This is a genomic window from Novosphingobium ginsenosidimutans (genome assembly GCF_007954425.1).
GTDB classification, from domain to species: domain Bacteria; phylum Pseudomonadota; class Alphaproteobacteria; order Sphingomonadales; family Sphingomonadaceae; genus Novosphingobium; species Novosphingobium ginsenosidimutans.
In genome coordinates, this window is record NZ_CP042345.1 from 864,093 (window position 1) to 877,250 (window position 13,158).

Sequence of the window (13,158 nt, forward strand, 5' to 3'; positions counted from 1 at the left end):
TCGGCGGCGCCGATATGGCTCGGCTGCACCCGCGAAAGGGGCGTGCGCGCAGGCGGGCACCACCAACAGGAGTATTTGCGGGATGACCCAGGTCGGACAGGACACGCTCGGGACGCGCAGCACGCTGACCGTCGGCGGCAAGGACTATGCCTATTATTCGCTCAAGAAGGCCGCGGCCAAGCTGGGCGATATCAGCCGCCTGCCGTTCTCGATGAAGGTCCTGCTGGAAAACCTGCTCCGCTTTGAAGACGGCGGCTTCACCGTTTCGACCGATCACGTCAAGGCGGTGATCGACTGGCAGAAGAACCCTAAGGAATCGGCCGAGGAAATCCAGTACCGCCCCGCCCGCGTGCTGCTGCAGGACTTCACCGGCGTGCCCTGCGTGGTTGACCTTGCCGCGATGCGCGATGCGATTGCCAAGCTGGGCGGGGATACCAGCAAGATCAATCCGCTGGTCCCAGTCAACCTGGTGATCGACCACTCGGTCATGGTCGACGAGTTCGGCCATCCCAAGGCGTTCCAGGAAAACGTCGAGATCGAATATCACCGCAACATGGAGCGCTATGACTTCCTGAAGTGGGGATCGAAGTCGCTCAACAACTTCTACGCCGTGCCGCCCGGCACCGGCATCTGCCACCAGGTGAACCTGGAAAACATCGCCAAGACGGTGTGGACCAGCCAGGACCAGAGCGGCGCGACCGTGGCCTATCCGGACACCTGCGTCGGCACCGACAGCCACACCACGATGATCAACGGCCTGGGCGTGCTGGGCTGGGGCGTCGGCGGGATCGAAGCCGAAGCGGCTATGCTCGGTCAGCCGGTTTCGATGCTGATCCCCGAAGTGGTCGGCTTCAAGCTGACCGGGGCTCTGCGCGAAGGCGTGACCGCGACCGACCTGGTGCTGACCTGCACCAACCTGCTGCGCAAGCACGGCGTGGTCGGCCGTTTCGTCGAATACTATGGCCCCGGCCTCGCCTCGCTCAGCCTGGCTGACCGTGCGACGCTGGCCAACATGGCGCCGGAATATGGCGCGACCTGCGGCTTCTTCGGGATCGACGACAAGACGCTCGATTACCTGCGCCTGACCGGCCGCGAGGAAAGCCAGATTGCCCTGGTCGAAGCCTATGCCAAGGAACAGGGCTTCTGGATCGATCCGGCCGCCACCGATCCGATTTTTTCCTCGACGCTCGAACTCGACATGGGCACCGTAGTCCCCAGCCTCGCCGGGCCGAAGCGCCCGCAGGACCGCGTCAACCTGGAAGATGTCGACGATGTCTTCGCCAAGGACATGGCTGAAACCTACAAGAAGACCAACGCCCGCGTGCCGGTTGAGGGCAAGGATTTCGATATCGGCGATGGCGACGTGATGATCGCCGCGATCACCAGTTGCACCAACACCTCGAACCCAGGCGTACTGGTTGCCGCCGGCCTTGTCGCCAAGAAGGCCGACGAGCTGGGCCTGAAGCCCAAGCCCTGGGTCAAGACCAGCCTTGCTCCAGGATCGCAAGTCGTCACCGACTACCTGATCAAGGCCGGGCTGCAGAGCCACCTCGACAATATCGGCTTCAACCTGGTCGGCTATGGCTGCACCACCTGCATCGGCAACTCGGGCCCGCTCGCTGAACCGATCAGCAAGGCGATCAACGATAACGGGCTGGTCGCCGCCGCCGTGATCTCGGGCAACCGCAACTTCGAAGGCCGCGTCTCACCGGACGTGCGGGCCAACTTCCTCGCCAGCCCGCCGCTGGTCGTGGCCTATGCGCTCAAGGGCACGGTGATCGATGATTTCGTCACCACCCCGATCGGCACCGGCAAGGATGGCCAGGACGTGTTCCTGAAGGACATCTGGCCGACCAACCTCGAAGTCGCCGAAACCATGAACGCCTGCGTGACGCGCGAGATGTTCCAGGCCCGCTATGCCGACGTCTACAAGGGCGACGAGCACTGGCAGGCGATCAATGTGACCGGCTCGGAAACCTACCAGTGGCGCGCTGGCAGCACCTATGTTGCCAACCCGCCCTACTTCGAAGGCATGTCGATGACCCCGGCCCCGGTGCAGGACATCATCGAAGCCAAGCCGCTGCTGATCCTCGGCGATTCGATCACGACCGACCACATCAGCCCGGCCGGCAACATCAAGGCTGACAGCCCGGCTGGCCAGTGGCTGATGGAGCACCAGGTCGCGAAGGCTGACTTCAACTCCTATGGCGCGCGCCGCGGCCACCATGAAGTGATGATGCGCGGTACCTTTGCCAATATCCGCATCAAGAACGAGATGGTCCCCGGCATCGAAGGCGGGATGAGCAAGTACAACGGCGAAGTCATGCCGGTTTACGATGCCGCGATGAAGCACAAGGCCGATGGCACGCCGATGGTGGTCGTCGCCGGCAAGGAATACGGCACCGGTTCCAGCCGTGACTGGGCTGCCAAGGGCACCAATCTGCTGGGCGTGCGCGCAGTGATTGTTGAGAGCTTTGAGCGCATTCACCGCTCGAACCTGGTTGGCATGGGCGTGCTACCGCTGCAGTTCAAGGACGGCGAAACCCGCGAAACGCTGGGCCTTGACGGCGATTGCACCTACACCATCAAGGGTGTTGCCAGCCTGACTCCGCGTCAGGACGTGACGGTGGAAGTCACCCGCAAGGATGGCAGCCAGTTCAGCTTCACCGCGCTGTGCCGGATCGATACCGCCAATGAGGTCGAATACTTCATGAACGGCGGCATCCTGCACTACGTACTGCGCAAGCTGGCCGCCTGATCCATTGGTCGGCCGTTCATTGGACGGCCGACCAATTCCACACCTGAACGAAGAAGGGCGGCACCATGGCCGCCCTCCCCCCTTCCAACTGAATCGCGATCCTAGGCCGGCCTGGCGGCGAGGCGACGACGCCCGACCAGAGCCGCAGCGGCCGCGCCGAACAGCAGCAGCATGGGCGGCGCGGGGACTTCGGTGCCACCCGTGGAAGTGGGAGGAGGTGGCGGAGGAGGCGGAGGCGGAAAATCGCCCCCGGTTGAAGTGGAAGTCGGCGGCGGCGAGGGTGGAAAGCCTCCACTCGTAGTAGTCGTCGAGGACGAGATATTGCCTGAGCTCGAAGTTGAAGTGCTGGTCGAGCTCGACGACGTTACATTCCCAGACGTTGAACTTGACGTGCTGGTCGAAACATTGCCCGAGCTTGAGGTGCTGGTCGAAACGTTGCCCGACGACGAACTGGTTGAGGTGACATTACCCGATGAAGTCGAAGTCGAGGTCGACAAGCCACCCGTAGAAGTGGTCGAGCTCGACGAAATGCCGCCCGTGGTGGTCGTGCTGGTCAGGCCGCCGGTCGAACTGGAGGTGCTGCCGCCCGAGGTCGAGGAAGAAGAACCGCCGCTGGAAGTGGAGGTCGAGGTCGATCCGCCCGAAGTGGTGGTTGAAACAACGACGCTGCCGCCGCCGCCTGAGCCGCCGCCGAAGAAGCCGCCGAAGAAGCCGCCGCCAAAGCCGAAACCGCCCGATCCGCCGATCACGGTCACTTCGCTGCCACCGCCCTGCGGGGTCGGCATCGGCGGAAGCGGCGGGAGCGGCATCGGCATCATGGCCAGCTGCTGCGGAGCCGGTGCGGCACAGGCGACCGACTTGGTCACCACGCGGCGGATCTTCTTCATTCGCGGCGCAGCCGGAGCGGTGCGCGCGATCTTGCGCTTCATAGCCTTGGGCTTGGCATGCTTGACGTACTGGACTTGGGCCGCTGGAGCCTCGGCAACATGCACCGCTCCGCCTCCGACGACGGCACCGCCCGCAGCAATGGCGGACAATTTCACAAGGGCCATCCGTACCGACATAAGCTCTGCTCTCTTTGCCACTGGCTGGGGTGGAAAACTGGCGCCGTGGCCGCCATCATGCCCCTATAGGCAGAGAAGCGCAGACGAATGATTAAGGGACAATCGTGTTAACCCTGTTTCGGACAAGCCCAGAGCAAGAATTGGCAAAAAGGCCCAAGCAGGGAAAGGTACCTGTCCCAATCTGGAACCGAATGTAGCTAAAAGTACTAACAGTCAGCTGTTGGACGCAGGCTATTTGTCTGTCGGATCAGCGGAATCGAACAGGCCGCCCTGGTTCCCTGCAGGTGGCGCCAGGCCAAGGTGCTGCCAGGCCCGCGCATTGAGGCAACGTCCGCGCGCCGTCCGCGCGACCAGTCCAAGCTGGATCAGATAGGGTTCGATCACATCCTCGATCGTGTCGCGCGGTTCGGACAAGCCGGCCGCCAGCGTTTCCACGCCGACCGGCCCGCCATTGTAGAATTCGGCAATCATGGTGAGGTAACGCCGGTCCATCGCGTCAAGCCCGAGGTTATCGACCTCCAGCCGGGTCAACGCTGAGTCAGCCTGGCTCTGCGTGATCGCGGCATGACCCTCGACATGGGCAAAGTCGCGCACCCGGCGCAGCAGCCGCCCGGCGATCCGCGGCGTCCCACGCGATCGCCGCGCAATCTCGCGCGCGCCGGCCGGCTCAATGCCGATCCCGAGCAAGCCTGCGCCGCGCGTCACGACCCGCTCCAGCTCCTGTTCGGTATAGAAGTTCAGCCGTACCGGGATCCCGAAACGGTCGCGCAGCGGTGTGGTCAGCAACCCCTGCCGGGTGGTCGCGCCAACCAGCGTGAAGGGCGGCAGGTCGATCCGCACCGAGCGCGCCGAGGGCCCCTCGCCAATGATCAGATCCAGCGCGCGGTCCTCCATCGCCGGATAAAGCACTTCCTCGACCTGCGGATTGAGCCGGTGAATCTCGTCAATGAAGAGGACGTCGCCCTCTTCCAGGTTGGTCAGCAGCGCCGCCAGATCGCCCGCCTTGGCGATCACTGGGCCGGAGGTCGCGCGGAAACCCACGCCCAGCTCGCGCGCCACGATCTGCGCCAGCGTCGTCTTGCCGAGGCCGGGCGGGCCGAAGAACAACACATGGTCCATCGCCTCACGCCGTTGCCGCGCAGATTCGATGAACACCCGCAGGTTATCCTTCGCCGCCGCCTGCCCCACGAACTCATCAAGTGACTTCGGCCGAAGCGCCGCGTCGGCGTCTTCAACCTGGCGGGTGGAGGAGAGGAGCGGGTTGTCGGTCATTGCGACAAGCCTTGCCGCCCGATGGATAGGGAAACAAGCTCGGGATGACGGCTAAAAGGCGCGGCGGACTTACTCATCCCGCCGCCCTTTTCAACGCAACCCGCACCAGATCGTTCAGCCCCGCGCCCTCACCGAGTTCCTCCAGCGCCCGCGCCACGGCTTCGGTCGCAACATTGGGTTTGAAGCCAAGGTTCTGAAGTGCCGAGACCGCATCCTGGCTGGCCGAGCCGCGCGGGGCAGCGGACACTGCAGACCCCGCGACCGAAGGCAGGCCGCCGGCCTTGTCCTTCAGCTCGTTCACGATCCGGCTGGCGAGCTTGGGCCCCACGCCTTGCGCGCGCGCGACCATCGCCGCATCGCCGCCAGCGCAGGCGCGCTGGAGTTCGTCGACGGTCAGCGCCGACAGCACCGCCAGTGCCATCTTGGACCCGACACCCTGGATCCCGGTGAGCAAACGAAACCATTCCCGCTCGCCGCCGCTGGCAAAGCCAATCAGGCGCATATCGTTTTCGGAAACCTGCAGCTCGGTGTGGACCGTTACCCGGTCACCCCTCAGGCCCAGGGCATCGAGCGTGCGGGCACTGCAATGGACAAGGTAGCCCACGCCATTCACGTCAATCACGGCCCAGTCGGGACCGAAATCGTCAAGCAGGCCGGACAGGCGGGCGATCATGCACGCGGGTTAACCCGCTGCAGCGCACTCGGCAAGCGAAAGGAACAAGTGGCGAACAGTTATGAACTAGAAGCGCGGGATCGGGATATCCGCCGCAACCCGGCAGGCGAGCGCCGCCGCGCCAACCTGGAACAGCACTTCGCGATCATCGACCCGGCCGGCGACACGCACCAGGTCACCAAAGGTCAGCGGTCCGTCGCGATCGTAGTAGCGCGCGGCCTTGGTCAGGCGGCTGACCTGGCTCGTCGAAAGGTGCCCACGCAGGAATTCCGCGGCGCAGCTCGCCTGGTTTTCGCTCAGGCCATAGCGCTGCAAGGCATCGGAGATCTGATAGCGGCTGGCCGTGCAGCCCGAGAGGGCCAGACCCGTGAGCGCGGCGAAGGCAATGGTTCGGTTGAGAGGCATCGGGAAGCTCCTCTGGCTGCCAAAGCAGCATGGTGTGACCCCACGCCTTAACCCCCGATTGCTATCCTCGGTTCAGATGCGCATGCGTGATCGCCACGGCCAGCGCATCGGCCGCGTCGGCTCCGGCCAGTTTCACCCCCGGCAGCAGCACGCCGAGCATGGCCTGGACCTGCGTCTTTTCCGCCCCGCCGGTTCCGACTATCGCTTTCTTGACCAACCGGGTGGCATATTCCGCCACCGGCAGCCCGGCGCGGGCGAGCGCCAGCAGGCAGACGCCGCGCGCCTGGCCCAGCTTGAGCGTAGACTGGGCGTTCTTGTTGACGAACACTTCCTCGACCGCAGCACTTTCGGGCCGGTAGTGCAGCAGCACGTCGGTCAGTTCGCGATCAAGCACAACCAGCCGTTCGGCCAGTGGGGCCTTGGGATCTGTCTTCACCTGACCATTGGCGATGTGGCTCAACCGGCTGCCGCTTTTCGCAACGATCCCCCAGCCGGTGCAGCTGAGCGAGGGATCGAGGCCGATTATGATCAGCCCAACTTCTCCATCACTGCATCCGGGATCTCGTAGTTGCCCCAGACGGTCTGGACATCGTCATCGTCGTCAAGCACGTCGATCAGCTTGAGCAGGGTTGCCGCATCTTCGGCGCTGACTTCGGTCTTGAGATTGGGCTTCCAGGCGAGCTTCACGCCCTCGGCCTCACCCAGCACCTTTTCCAGCTCGCGGGCGACGGGGTGGAGATTTTCCACCGCCACCCAGATCGCGTGGGCCTCTTCGTCGCTTTCGACATCGTCGGCCCCGGCTTCAAGCGCGGCTTCGAACACCTTGTCGGCATCGCCGACGCTGCCCGGATACTCGATCAGGCCCAGCCGCTCGAACCCGTGGCTCACCGCGCCTGATGCGCCCAGGTTGCCGCCGTTCTTAGCAAAGGCCGTGCGGACATTGGTGGCGGTGCGGTTGCGGTTATCCGTCAGCGCCTCGACAATCAGCGCGACGCCGCCCGGGCCATAGCCTTCGTAGCGAATCTCTTCATAGTTCTCGGCATCGCCGCGGCTGGCCTTGTCGATCGCCCGCTGGATATTGTCCTTGGGCATCGACTGCGCCTTGGCAGCGTTGACTGCGGCGCGCAGGCGCGGGTTCATGTCCGGATCGGGCATGCCCATCTTGGCCGCAACGGTGATTTCGCGGCTCAGCTTGGAGAACTGCGCGGCGCGCTTCTTATCCTGCGCACCCTTGCGGTGCATGATATTCTTGAATTTGGAATGGCCTGCCATGGGATACGCCGTCAGCTAGGGTTTGGAAAACGTGCCGCCCCCTAGCCGACCGGTCGCGATCAGACAACCACGGCTGTGCCAGTGGCGCTGACCATCAGCATCGAGCCATTGGCGCCAAGCACCTCGTAATCGAGATCGACCCCGACTACGGCATTGCCGCCCATACCAGCGGCAAACTGCTTCATCTCATCCAGCGCCTGCATCCGGGCACGAGCCAGCACATCTTCATAGGAACCCGAACGCCCGCCGACGATGTCGCGGATGCTGGCGAACAGGTCGCGAAACATGTTGGCGCCAACGATAACTTCGCCGGTAACGACGCCCAGATACTGCTGGACTGGACGGCCCTCGACCGTGGGGGTGGTGGTAACGATCATGCGGGGCTCTCCTGTTCCCGGTGGTGATGCACCAGAGATAGGTGATGAGGCCCGCCGATCAAGCGCTTACCCGAGGCCGAGCGCAGCCTTGTAAGTATCCAGAATTGCTTCCATCTCGGCGCGGTCATCGGGCTTCATCTTCCGCAGGCGGACGATCTGGCGCATGATCTTGGCGTCATAGCCCACGGCCTTGGCCTCAGCATAGACATCGCGGATGTCATCGGCGATGCCCTTCTTCTCTTCTTCCAGGCGCTCCACGCGCTCGATCAGCAGGCGCAGGCGGTCGTCGGTGGTTGCGGCCATCTTTGGGGGTAGCTCCGGTAACAGGGTGAATCGGTTGACCGGCTCTTAGGGGGCGGGGGCGTTCTTCTTCAAGCTCTCCGCCATGGCTTCGAGCTGGTCGGGCGTCGCTTCCCTGTGGAAACGTTCCTTCCATTCGGCCGTCGGCATCCCGTGGATCACTTCGCGCGCGCCTTCCTTGTCGTAAGGCGCACCGCCATCGCGGATCCAGTCGGCCAGGCAATTGCGGCAGAAACCGGCAAGGACCATCAGGTCGAGGTTCTGGGCATCGCTGCGGTGGCGCAGATGCCGTACCAGCCGCCGGAAAGCAGCCGCGGCAACCGCATCGTCGAGCGATTCGAGGGGATCTGCGGGGTTCGCATTCGTATTTTCGGAACAGCTCATGGGCATACCCTTGGGTTTTGGTGACGCCTTTGCCATAGGTTGCAGGATTTCTCCACTAACGTGGAGAGCATCACCGGCCCACGCCCCCGGCCCAACCGCCCCAAGGGTACCCTCATCGGGTGGTTGGGCCGGGGGCGTGGGCCGGTGATGCAATCGCATTTTAAAGGGCACACAATGGCTAAGTTCGATCCGCGCGGGCGCAAGATCAAGATTCTAGCGACACTGGGGCCTGCCAGCCGCAGCCCTGAAATGATCGAGAAGCTTCTGCTTGCCGGGGCCGACGCCTTCCGCGTCAACATGAGCCACGGCGATCACGAAACCCACGCCCAGACTATTGCGGCGATCCGCGCGGTCGAAAAGGACCTGCACCGGCCGGTCGCGATCCTGTGCGACCTGCAGGGCCCCAAGCTGCGCGTCGGCCAGTTCAAGGACGGCAAGGCGGTGATCCGCCATTCGGGGCACTTCACGCTTGATCGCAATCCCGAGCTGGGTGACGAAACCCGTGTCTGCCTGCCGCATCCCGAACTGTTCGCCGTGCTCAAGAAGGGTCAGCGCCTGCTGATCGACGACGGCAAACTGCGGCTGAAAGTGATCGAGGCAAGCCAGGATGCAATACTCTGCTCGGCCGAGGTTGGCGGGGTAATCATGGACCGCAAGGGCGTGAACGTGCCCGATGCCGTCGTCCCGGTGCCTGCGCTCACCGAAAAGGACCGCCGCGATCTGTCTTTCGCGCTGGAACAGGGGGCAGACTGGATCGCCCTGTCCTTCGTCCAGCGGCCCGAGGACGTGGCCGAAGCGCGCAAGCTGATGGGCGGATCGGCCACCTCGCTGATGGCCAAGATTGAAAAGCCCGCCGCGATTGACCGGCTGGCCGAGATCATCGAGCTGGCCGACGGGATCATGGTCGCCCGCGGCGACCTGGGGGTTGAGCTCAATCCGGAGGAAGTGCCGCCGATCCAGAAGCGGATCGTCGCCGCGACCCGCCGCTCGGGCAAGCCGGTGGTCGTTGCCACGCAGATGCTCGAATCGATGATCGAAAGCCCGGCCCCGACCCGCGCGGAAGTCTCGGACGTGGCCAATGCGGTCTATGACGGGGCCGATGCGGTCATGCTTTCGGCCGAAACTGCCAGCGGCGCCTGGCCGGTCGAAGCAGTAACGATCATGCATCGCATCGCCGGGCAAGTGGAGCGCGATCCCGGCTATCGCCAGCAGGTCAGCTTTGCCGATGTTCTGCCCGATCGCACCACGGCCGATGCGCTGGCCCACGCTTGCGCCTCAATCGCGGAATCGCTGCCGATCTCGGGCGTGATCGTGTTCACCGGTTCGGGCAGCACCGCCCGACGCGTTGCACGTGAGCGCCCGGCCGCGCCGATGCTGGTGCTGACGCCTTCGCAGAAGATCGCCCGCAAGCTCGCCCTGCTGTGGGGGGCGCACGCCGTGACCACTAAGGACATCGGCAGCTTTGAGGAAATGATCGCCAAGGGTAAGCGCATGGCGCTGCGGCATGGCTTCGGCACGGCCGGGTCAAAGCTGATCGCGCTGGCGGGTGTGCCCTTCGGCACGCCGGGTTCGACCAACCTGCTCCATGTCGTCACCTTGCAAGGCGACGAGCTGGACCGGCACAAAGGTTGATTTCGGCGGCTAGTCGAACAGCGCCTTGAGGTCCTTCTTGAGGATCTTGCCATTGGCGTTGCGCGGCAGGGTTTCAGTCAAGAACAGGATCCGCACCGGCACCTTGAACGCGGCGAGGCGGGCGCGGACCCAGTCCTGCAGCTCGACCTCGGTCGCGGACTGGCCTGGTGTCAGGTGCACCACGGCAGCCGGTTCCTCGCCCAGGGTGCGGTGCGGAATGCCGACCACCGCCGCGTCCATCACCGCCGGGTGATCGTAGAGGACGTTCTCGACCTCGGACGAGTAGATGTTCTCCCCGCCGCGGATGACGATGTCCTTGGCCCGGTCGGCGATGTAACAGAAGCCTTCCTCGTCGATCCAGGCGAGGTCACCGGTCCGCACCCAGCCGTCGATGAAGGTCGCCGCGGTCGCTTCGGGGTTGTTCCAGTAGCCCTTCACGATCATCGGCCCATTGGCATAGAGCTCGCCGATCTGGCCGGGAGGCAGCGGGTTGCCTTCCTCATCCAGCACCTTGAGCTGCGCGACCGCGACGGGCGGGCCGCAGCTGGTCGGGCGGTTGAGATAGTCCTCGGCGGATAGGCCGGTGACGGTCGCAGTGGTCTCGGTCATGCCCCAGCCATTGGCAGGCAACGCGCCGAACACTTCGCGGATCTTGCGGACCAGGTCGGGCGCCGAAGGCGCGCCGCCATAACCGATCGCTTCAAGCGAGGAGAGATCGTACTTCTCGCGCGCCGGATGCTCCAGCAATTGCCAGGCGATGGTGGGCACGCCGCCGGTCGAATTGACCTTCTCGCGCTCGATGATCTGGAAGGCCTTTTCCGGCTCCCACTTGTACATGAAGATCATCGTGTGACCGGCCGCGATCGCCCCCATCATCGTCGCCGAACAGGCGGTCGCGTGGAACAGCGGGATGACCGTCAGCAGCACCTTGCGCGCCGGGTCAGGCAGAGCTTCGCCCCGTCGCAGCACCTGCCGCGCGGCGCCATAGGCGCTGGAGAAGATGTTGGTGACGAAGTTGCGGTGCGTCCCCAGTGCGCCCTTGGGATTGCCGGTGGTGCCCGAGGTGTAGAGGATCGTTGCATCGTCATCGGCAGCAATGACAACATCCGGCAGATCCTGATCGGGCAAGGCACCCCAGTTTGACGAGGCTCCGATCACGCTTTCCAGCGTGGTCACGCCGGCCGGCAGATCATCGCGGCGCGAAACGATGACATGGGCCAGGTCCGGCAGTTCGGCGCGGTGCGGCAAGACCCGGTCCAGCCGCTCGCCATCGCAGACCAGCACCTTGGCGCCCGAGTGGGCCAGGCCATAGGCCAGCTCCGGCCCGGTCCACCAGGCGTTGAGCGGTACACAGATCGCACCGATGGTGACCGCTGCGAAGAACGCGACCGGCCATTCAGGCAGATTGCGCATGGCCAGGGCCACCCGGTCGCCCTTCTGCACGCCCAGCGACTGGAGGTGCCGGCCAAAAGCGGCAACCGCGCGGAACCAGGCTTCGTAAGAAACCCGTTCCTCCTCATAGATCAGGAAGGTCGCATCGCCATGGCTGCGGCCGATCCGGGCCAGCACCGCCAGGTTCTCCGGTGCATTCTTCCATACACGGGTCGGCACGCCGCGGATATCGATGGTCTCATATTCGAACCGCGCGCCCGGCGCGCAGAGGATCGCCTCGCACTCCTCCAGGCTGCGCGCCGGCCAGCCGGCCGGAATCCACTCCCTGAAACTGTCGCCAAGATGTTCGCTGCTGACTTCGCCCATGATCCTCCGCGGCGGTCGCTAGGCCGCCTTGGCGGACAGGCTAGGTCAGCCGCGCGCGCCGAACAAGGCGGAACCGACGCGGACGTGCGTTGCACCCAGCATGATCGCGGTTTCGAAATCGTCGCTCATCCCCATCGAGCGTCCGGCAAGCCCATTGTCGGTCGCCAGCTTGTCGAGCAGGGCGAAGAACGGGGCTGGTTCAATCCCCAGCGGCGGCACGCACATCAGACCGATCACCGGGATCTGCGCGGTCCGGACCTCATCCAGCAGGGCGGGCAGATCGGCAATCGCGCAGCCGCCCTTCTGCTCTTCGGCGCCAATATTGACCTGGACGAAGCAGGGCACCTGCCGACCCGCCTTGTCCATCGCCTTGCCGAGTGCGCTGACAAGCGAGGGCCGGTCAAGCGCGTGGATACAATCAAACAGCCGCACAGCTTCGTCGGCCTTGTTGGATTGCAACTGGCCGACGAGGTGCAGTGCGATGTCAGGATTAGTGTCGCGCAGTGCCGGCCACTTTTCCGCCGCCTCCTGCACGCGGTTCTCGCCAAAGACACGCTGGCCGGCGGCGATCAGTGGGGCAATCCGCTCGGCCGGATGGGTCTTGCTGATCGCCACCAGGGTCACCTCGTCGGCCTTGCGCCCCGCGATCTGCGCGGTGCGGGCAATGCGGGCGGTGATGTCGGCGAGCGCGGTGGCTGGATCGGTCATGGCGCGGTGCTATAGCGATGCCGTGCCGCGAAAGAAGCCCCTCCCCGAAATCTGGCTGCTGAGCGATGCGCGCAACGATGCCGTGCTGGAACGCGCGCTGAAGCGGCTGCCACGTGGCAGCGGGTTCGTGTTCCGACACTACCACCTGCCTGAAGAGCAGCGGCGCAGGCGTTGGAACACGCTCGCTCGCCTGGCCCGGTCACGCGGGGTCAGCGCGGTGCTGTCCGGCAGCCCGGCCATGGCGCGACGCTGGGGTGCGGACGGATCCTATGGGGTGCACCCCGGTGCCACTCTGGCGGCGGCGCACTCCCTGCACGAACTGGGCCGCGCCCACCGGGCAGAGGCGGTGCTGCTCTCGCCGGTCTTTCCAACCCGCTCGCATCCCGGCGGAAAGGCGCTGGGGCCGCTGCGCTTCCGGCTGCTGGCACACCGCTCGCCCGTGCCGGTCATTGCACTCGGCGGGATGAATGCGGGCCGCGCGCGGCGGCTCAAATGGCCGCGCTGGGCCGGGATCGACGCCTTTTTGCGCTGAAGCGAATCGTTAGATTCCCAAGG

14 protein-coding genes are annotated in these 13,158 nt (G+C 64.7%); 4 read left to right on the top strand and 10 right to left on the bottom strand.

Annotated features, from left to right (window positions below; all coding sequences use genetic code 11):
• Positions 1-82: 82 nt before the first annotated feature.
• Together acnA and FRF71_RS15400 are read left to right on the top strand one after the other, a co-directional pair.
• Complete coding sequence (acnA, locus tag FRF71_RS04355) at positions 83-2,758, top strand: aconitate hydratase AcnA (RefSeq protein ID WP_147089405.1); 2,676 nt, start codon at positions 83-85, stop codon at positions 2,756-2,758.
• A 321-nt stretch (positions 2,759-3,079) separates the two neighbouring features.
• Positions 3,080-3,913 carry a hypothetical protein gene (locus FRF71_RS15400; protein ID WP_161597876.1) on the top strand — a complete coding sequence of 278 codons (834 nt, stop codon included), beginning with the start codon at positions 3,080-3,082 and terminating at the stop codon, positions 3,911-3,913.
• 140 nt (positions 3,914-4,053) lie between these two features.
• On the opposite strand, the gene ruvB is transcribed toward FRF71_RS15400, so the two are convergent.
• The 8 genes from ruvB to FRF71_RS04400 form a co-directional block, all read right to left on the bottom strand.
• Entirely contained in the window at positions 4,054-5,094 is a 1,041-nt protein-coding gene (gene ruvB / locus FRF71_RS04365) for a Holliday junction branch migration DNA helicase RuvB (protein ID WP_147089407.1), read from the bottom strand.
• Positions 5,095-5,167: 73 nt separating this feature from the next.
• Positions 5,168-5,767: a Holliday junction branch migration protein RuvA gene (gene ruvA, locus FRF71_RS04370; protein ID WP_147089408.1), complete on the bottom strand. Its 600-nt coding sequence runs from the start codon at positions 5,765-5,767 to the stop codon at positions 5,168-5,170.
• 66 nt (positions 5,768-5,833) lie between these two features.
• Complete coding sequence (locus FRF71_RS04375) at positions 5,834-6,172, bottom strand: hypothetical protein (protein ID WP_147089409.1); 339 nt, start codon at positions 6,170-6,172, stop codon at positions 5,834-5,836.
• 61 nt (positions 6,173-6,233) lie between these two features.
• The gene (ruvC, locus tag FRF71_RS04380; RefSeq protein ID WP_147089410.1) at positions 6,234-6,704 is read right to left on the bottom strand and encodes a crossover junction endodeoxyribonuclease RuvC; all 471 of its coding nucleotides are present in this window, start codon (positions 6,702-6,704) and stop codon (positions 6,234-6,236) included.
• A complete protein-coding gene (locus FRF71_RS04385) occupies positions 6,701-7,444 on the bottom strand; it encodes a YebC/PmpR family DNA-binding transcriptional regulator (RefSeq protein WP_147089411.1) in 744 nt (247 codons plus the stop codon). Before FRF71_RS04385 ends, ruvC begins: the two co-directional genes overlap by 4 nt.
• Positions 7,445-7,503: 59 nt before the next feature.
• Positions 7,504-7,821 (bottom strand): heavy metal-binding domain-containing protein, encoded by a 318-nt coding sequence (locus tag FRF71_RS04390; protein WP_147089412.1) that lies wholly within the window; start codon positions 7,819-7,821, stop codon positions 7,504-7,506.
• A 66-nt stretch (positions 7,822-7,887) separates the two neighbouring features.
• Positions 7,888-8,124 (bottom strand): DUF2312 domain-containing protein, encoded by a 237-nt coding sequence (locus FRF71_RS04395; protein WP_147089413.1) that lies wholly within the window; start codon positions 8,122-8,124, stop codon positions 7,888-7,890.
• 45 nt (positions 8,125-8,169) lie between these two features.
• Positions 8,170-8,505: a DUF1244 domain-containing protein gene (locus tag FRF71_RS04400; RefSeq protein ID WP_147089414.1), complete on the bottom strand. Its 336-nt coding sequence runs from the start codon at positions 8,503-8,505 to the stop codon at positions 8,170-8,172.
• A gap of 174 nt (positions 8,506-8,679) precedes the next feature.
• On the opposite strand from FRF71_RS04400, the gene pyk reads away from it, so the two are divergent.
• On the top strand, positions 8,680-10,137 hold the full coding sequence (pyk, locus tag FRF71_RS04405; RefSeq protein WP_147089415.1) for a pyruvate kinase: 1,458 nt from the start codon (positions 8,680-8,682) through the stop codon (positions 10,135-10,137).
• A 9-nt stretch (positions 10,138-10,146) separates the two neighbouring features.
• On the opposite strand, the gene FRF71_RS04410 is transcribed toward pyk, so the two are convergent.
• Entirely contained in the window at positions 10,147-11,895 is a 1,749-nt protein-coding gene (locus FRF71_RS04410) for a class I adenylate-forming enzyme family protein (RefSeq protein WP_147089416.1), read from the bottom strand.
• Positions 11,896-11,940: 45 nt separating this feature from the next.
• Positions 11,941-12,603: a YggS family pyridoxal phosphate-dependent enzyme gene (locus FRF71_RS04415; RefSeq protein ID WP_147089417.1), complete on the bottom strand. Its 663-nt coding sequence runs from the start codon at positions 12,601-12,603 to the stop codon at positions 11,941-11,943.
• On the opposite strand from FRF71_RS04415, the gene FRF71_RS04420 reads away from it, so the two are divergent.
• The gene (locus tag FRF71_RS04420) at positions 12,602-13,135 is read left to right on the top strand and encodes a thiamine phosphate synthase (RefSeq protein ID WP_147089418.1); all 534 of its coding nucleotides are present in this window, start codon (positions 12,602-12,604) and stop codon (positions 13,133-13,135) included. The genes FRF71_RS04415 and FRF71_RS04420 overlap by 2 nt on opposite strands.
• The last annotated feature ends 23 nt before the right edge of the window (positions 13,136-13,158 follow it).

Coding starts and splice junctions, on each gene's coding strand:
- acnA (WP_147089405.1), top strand. CDS start 83: ATGACCCAGGTCGGACAGGACACGCTCGGGACGCGCAGCACGCTGACC.
- ruvB (WP_147089407.1), bottom strand. CDS start 5,094: ATGACCGACAACCCGCTCCTCTCCTCCACCCGCCAGGTTGAAGACGCC.
- ruvA (WP_147089408.1), bottom strand. CDS start 5,767: ATGATCGCCCGCCTGTCCGGCCTGCTTGACGATTTCGGTCCCGACTGG.
- FRF71_RS04375 (WP_147089409.1), bottom strand. CDS start 6,172: ATGCCTCTCAACCGAACCATTGCCTTCGCCGCGCTCACGGGTCTGGCC.
- FRF71_RS04385 (WP_147089411.1), bottom strand. CDS start 7,444: ATGGCAGGCCATTCCAAATTCAAGAATATCATGCACCGCAAGGGTGCG.
- FRF71_RS04390 (WP_147089412.1), bottom strand. CDS start 7,821: ATGATCGTTACCACCACCCCCACGGTCGAGGGCCGTCCAGTCCAGCAG.
- FRF71_RS04395 (WP_147089413.1), bottom strand. CDS start 8,124: ATGGCCGCAACCACCGACGACCGCCTGCGCCTGCTGATCGAGCGCGTG.
- FRF71_RS04400 (WP_147089414.1), bottom strand. CDS start 8,505: ATGAGCTGTTCCGAAAATACGAATGCGAACCCCGCAGATCCCCTCGAA.
- pyk (WP_147089415.1), top strand. CDS start 8,680: ATGGCTAAGTTCGATCCGCGCGGGCGCAAGATCAAGATTCTAGCGACA.
- FRF71_RS04410 (WP_147089416.1), bottom strand. CDS start 11,895: ATGGGCGAAGTCAGCAGCGAACATCTTGGCGACAGTTTCAGGGAGTGG.
- FRF71_RS04420 (WP_147089418.1), top strand. CDS start 12,602: ATGGCGCGGTGCTATAGCGATGCCGTGCCGCGAAAGAAGCCCCTCCCC.
- FRF71_RS04415 (WP_147089417.1), bottom strand. CDS start 12,603: ATGACCGATCCAGCCACCGCGCTCGCCGACATCACCGCCCGCATTGCC.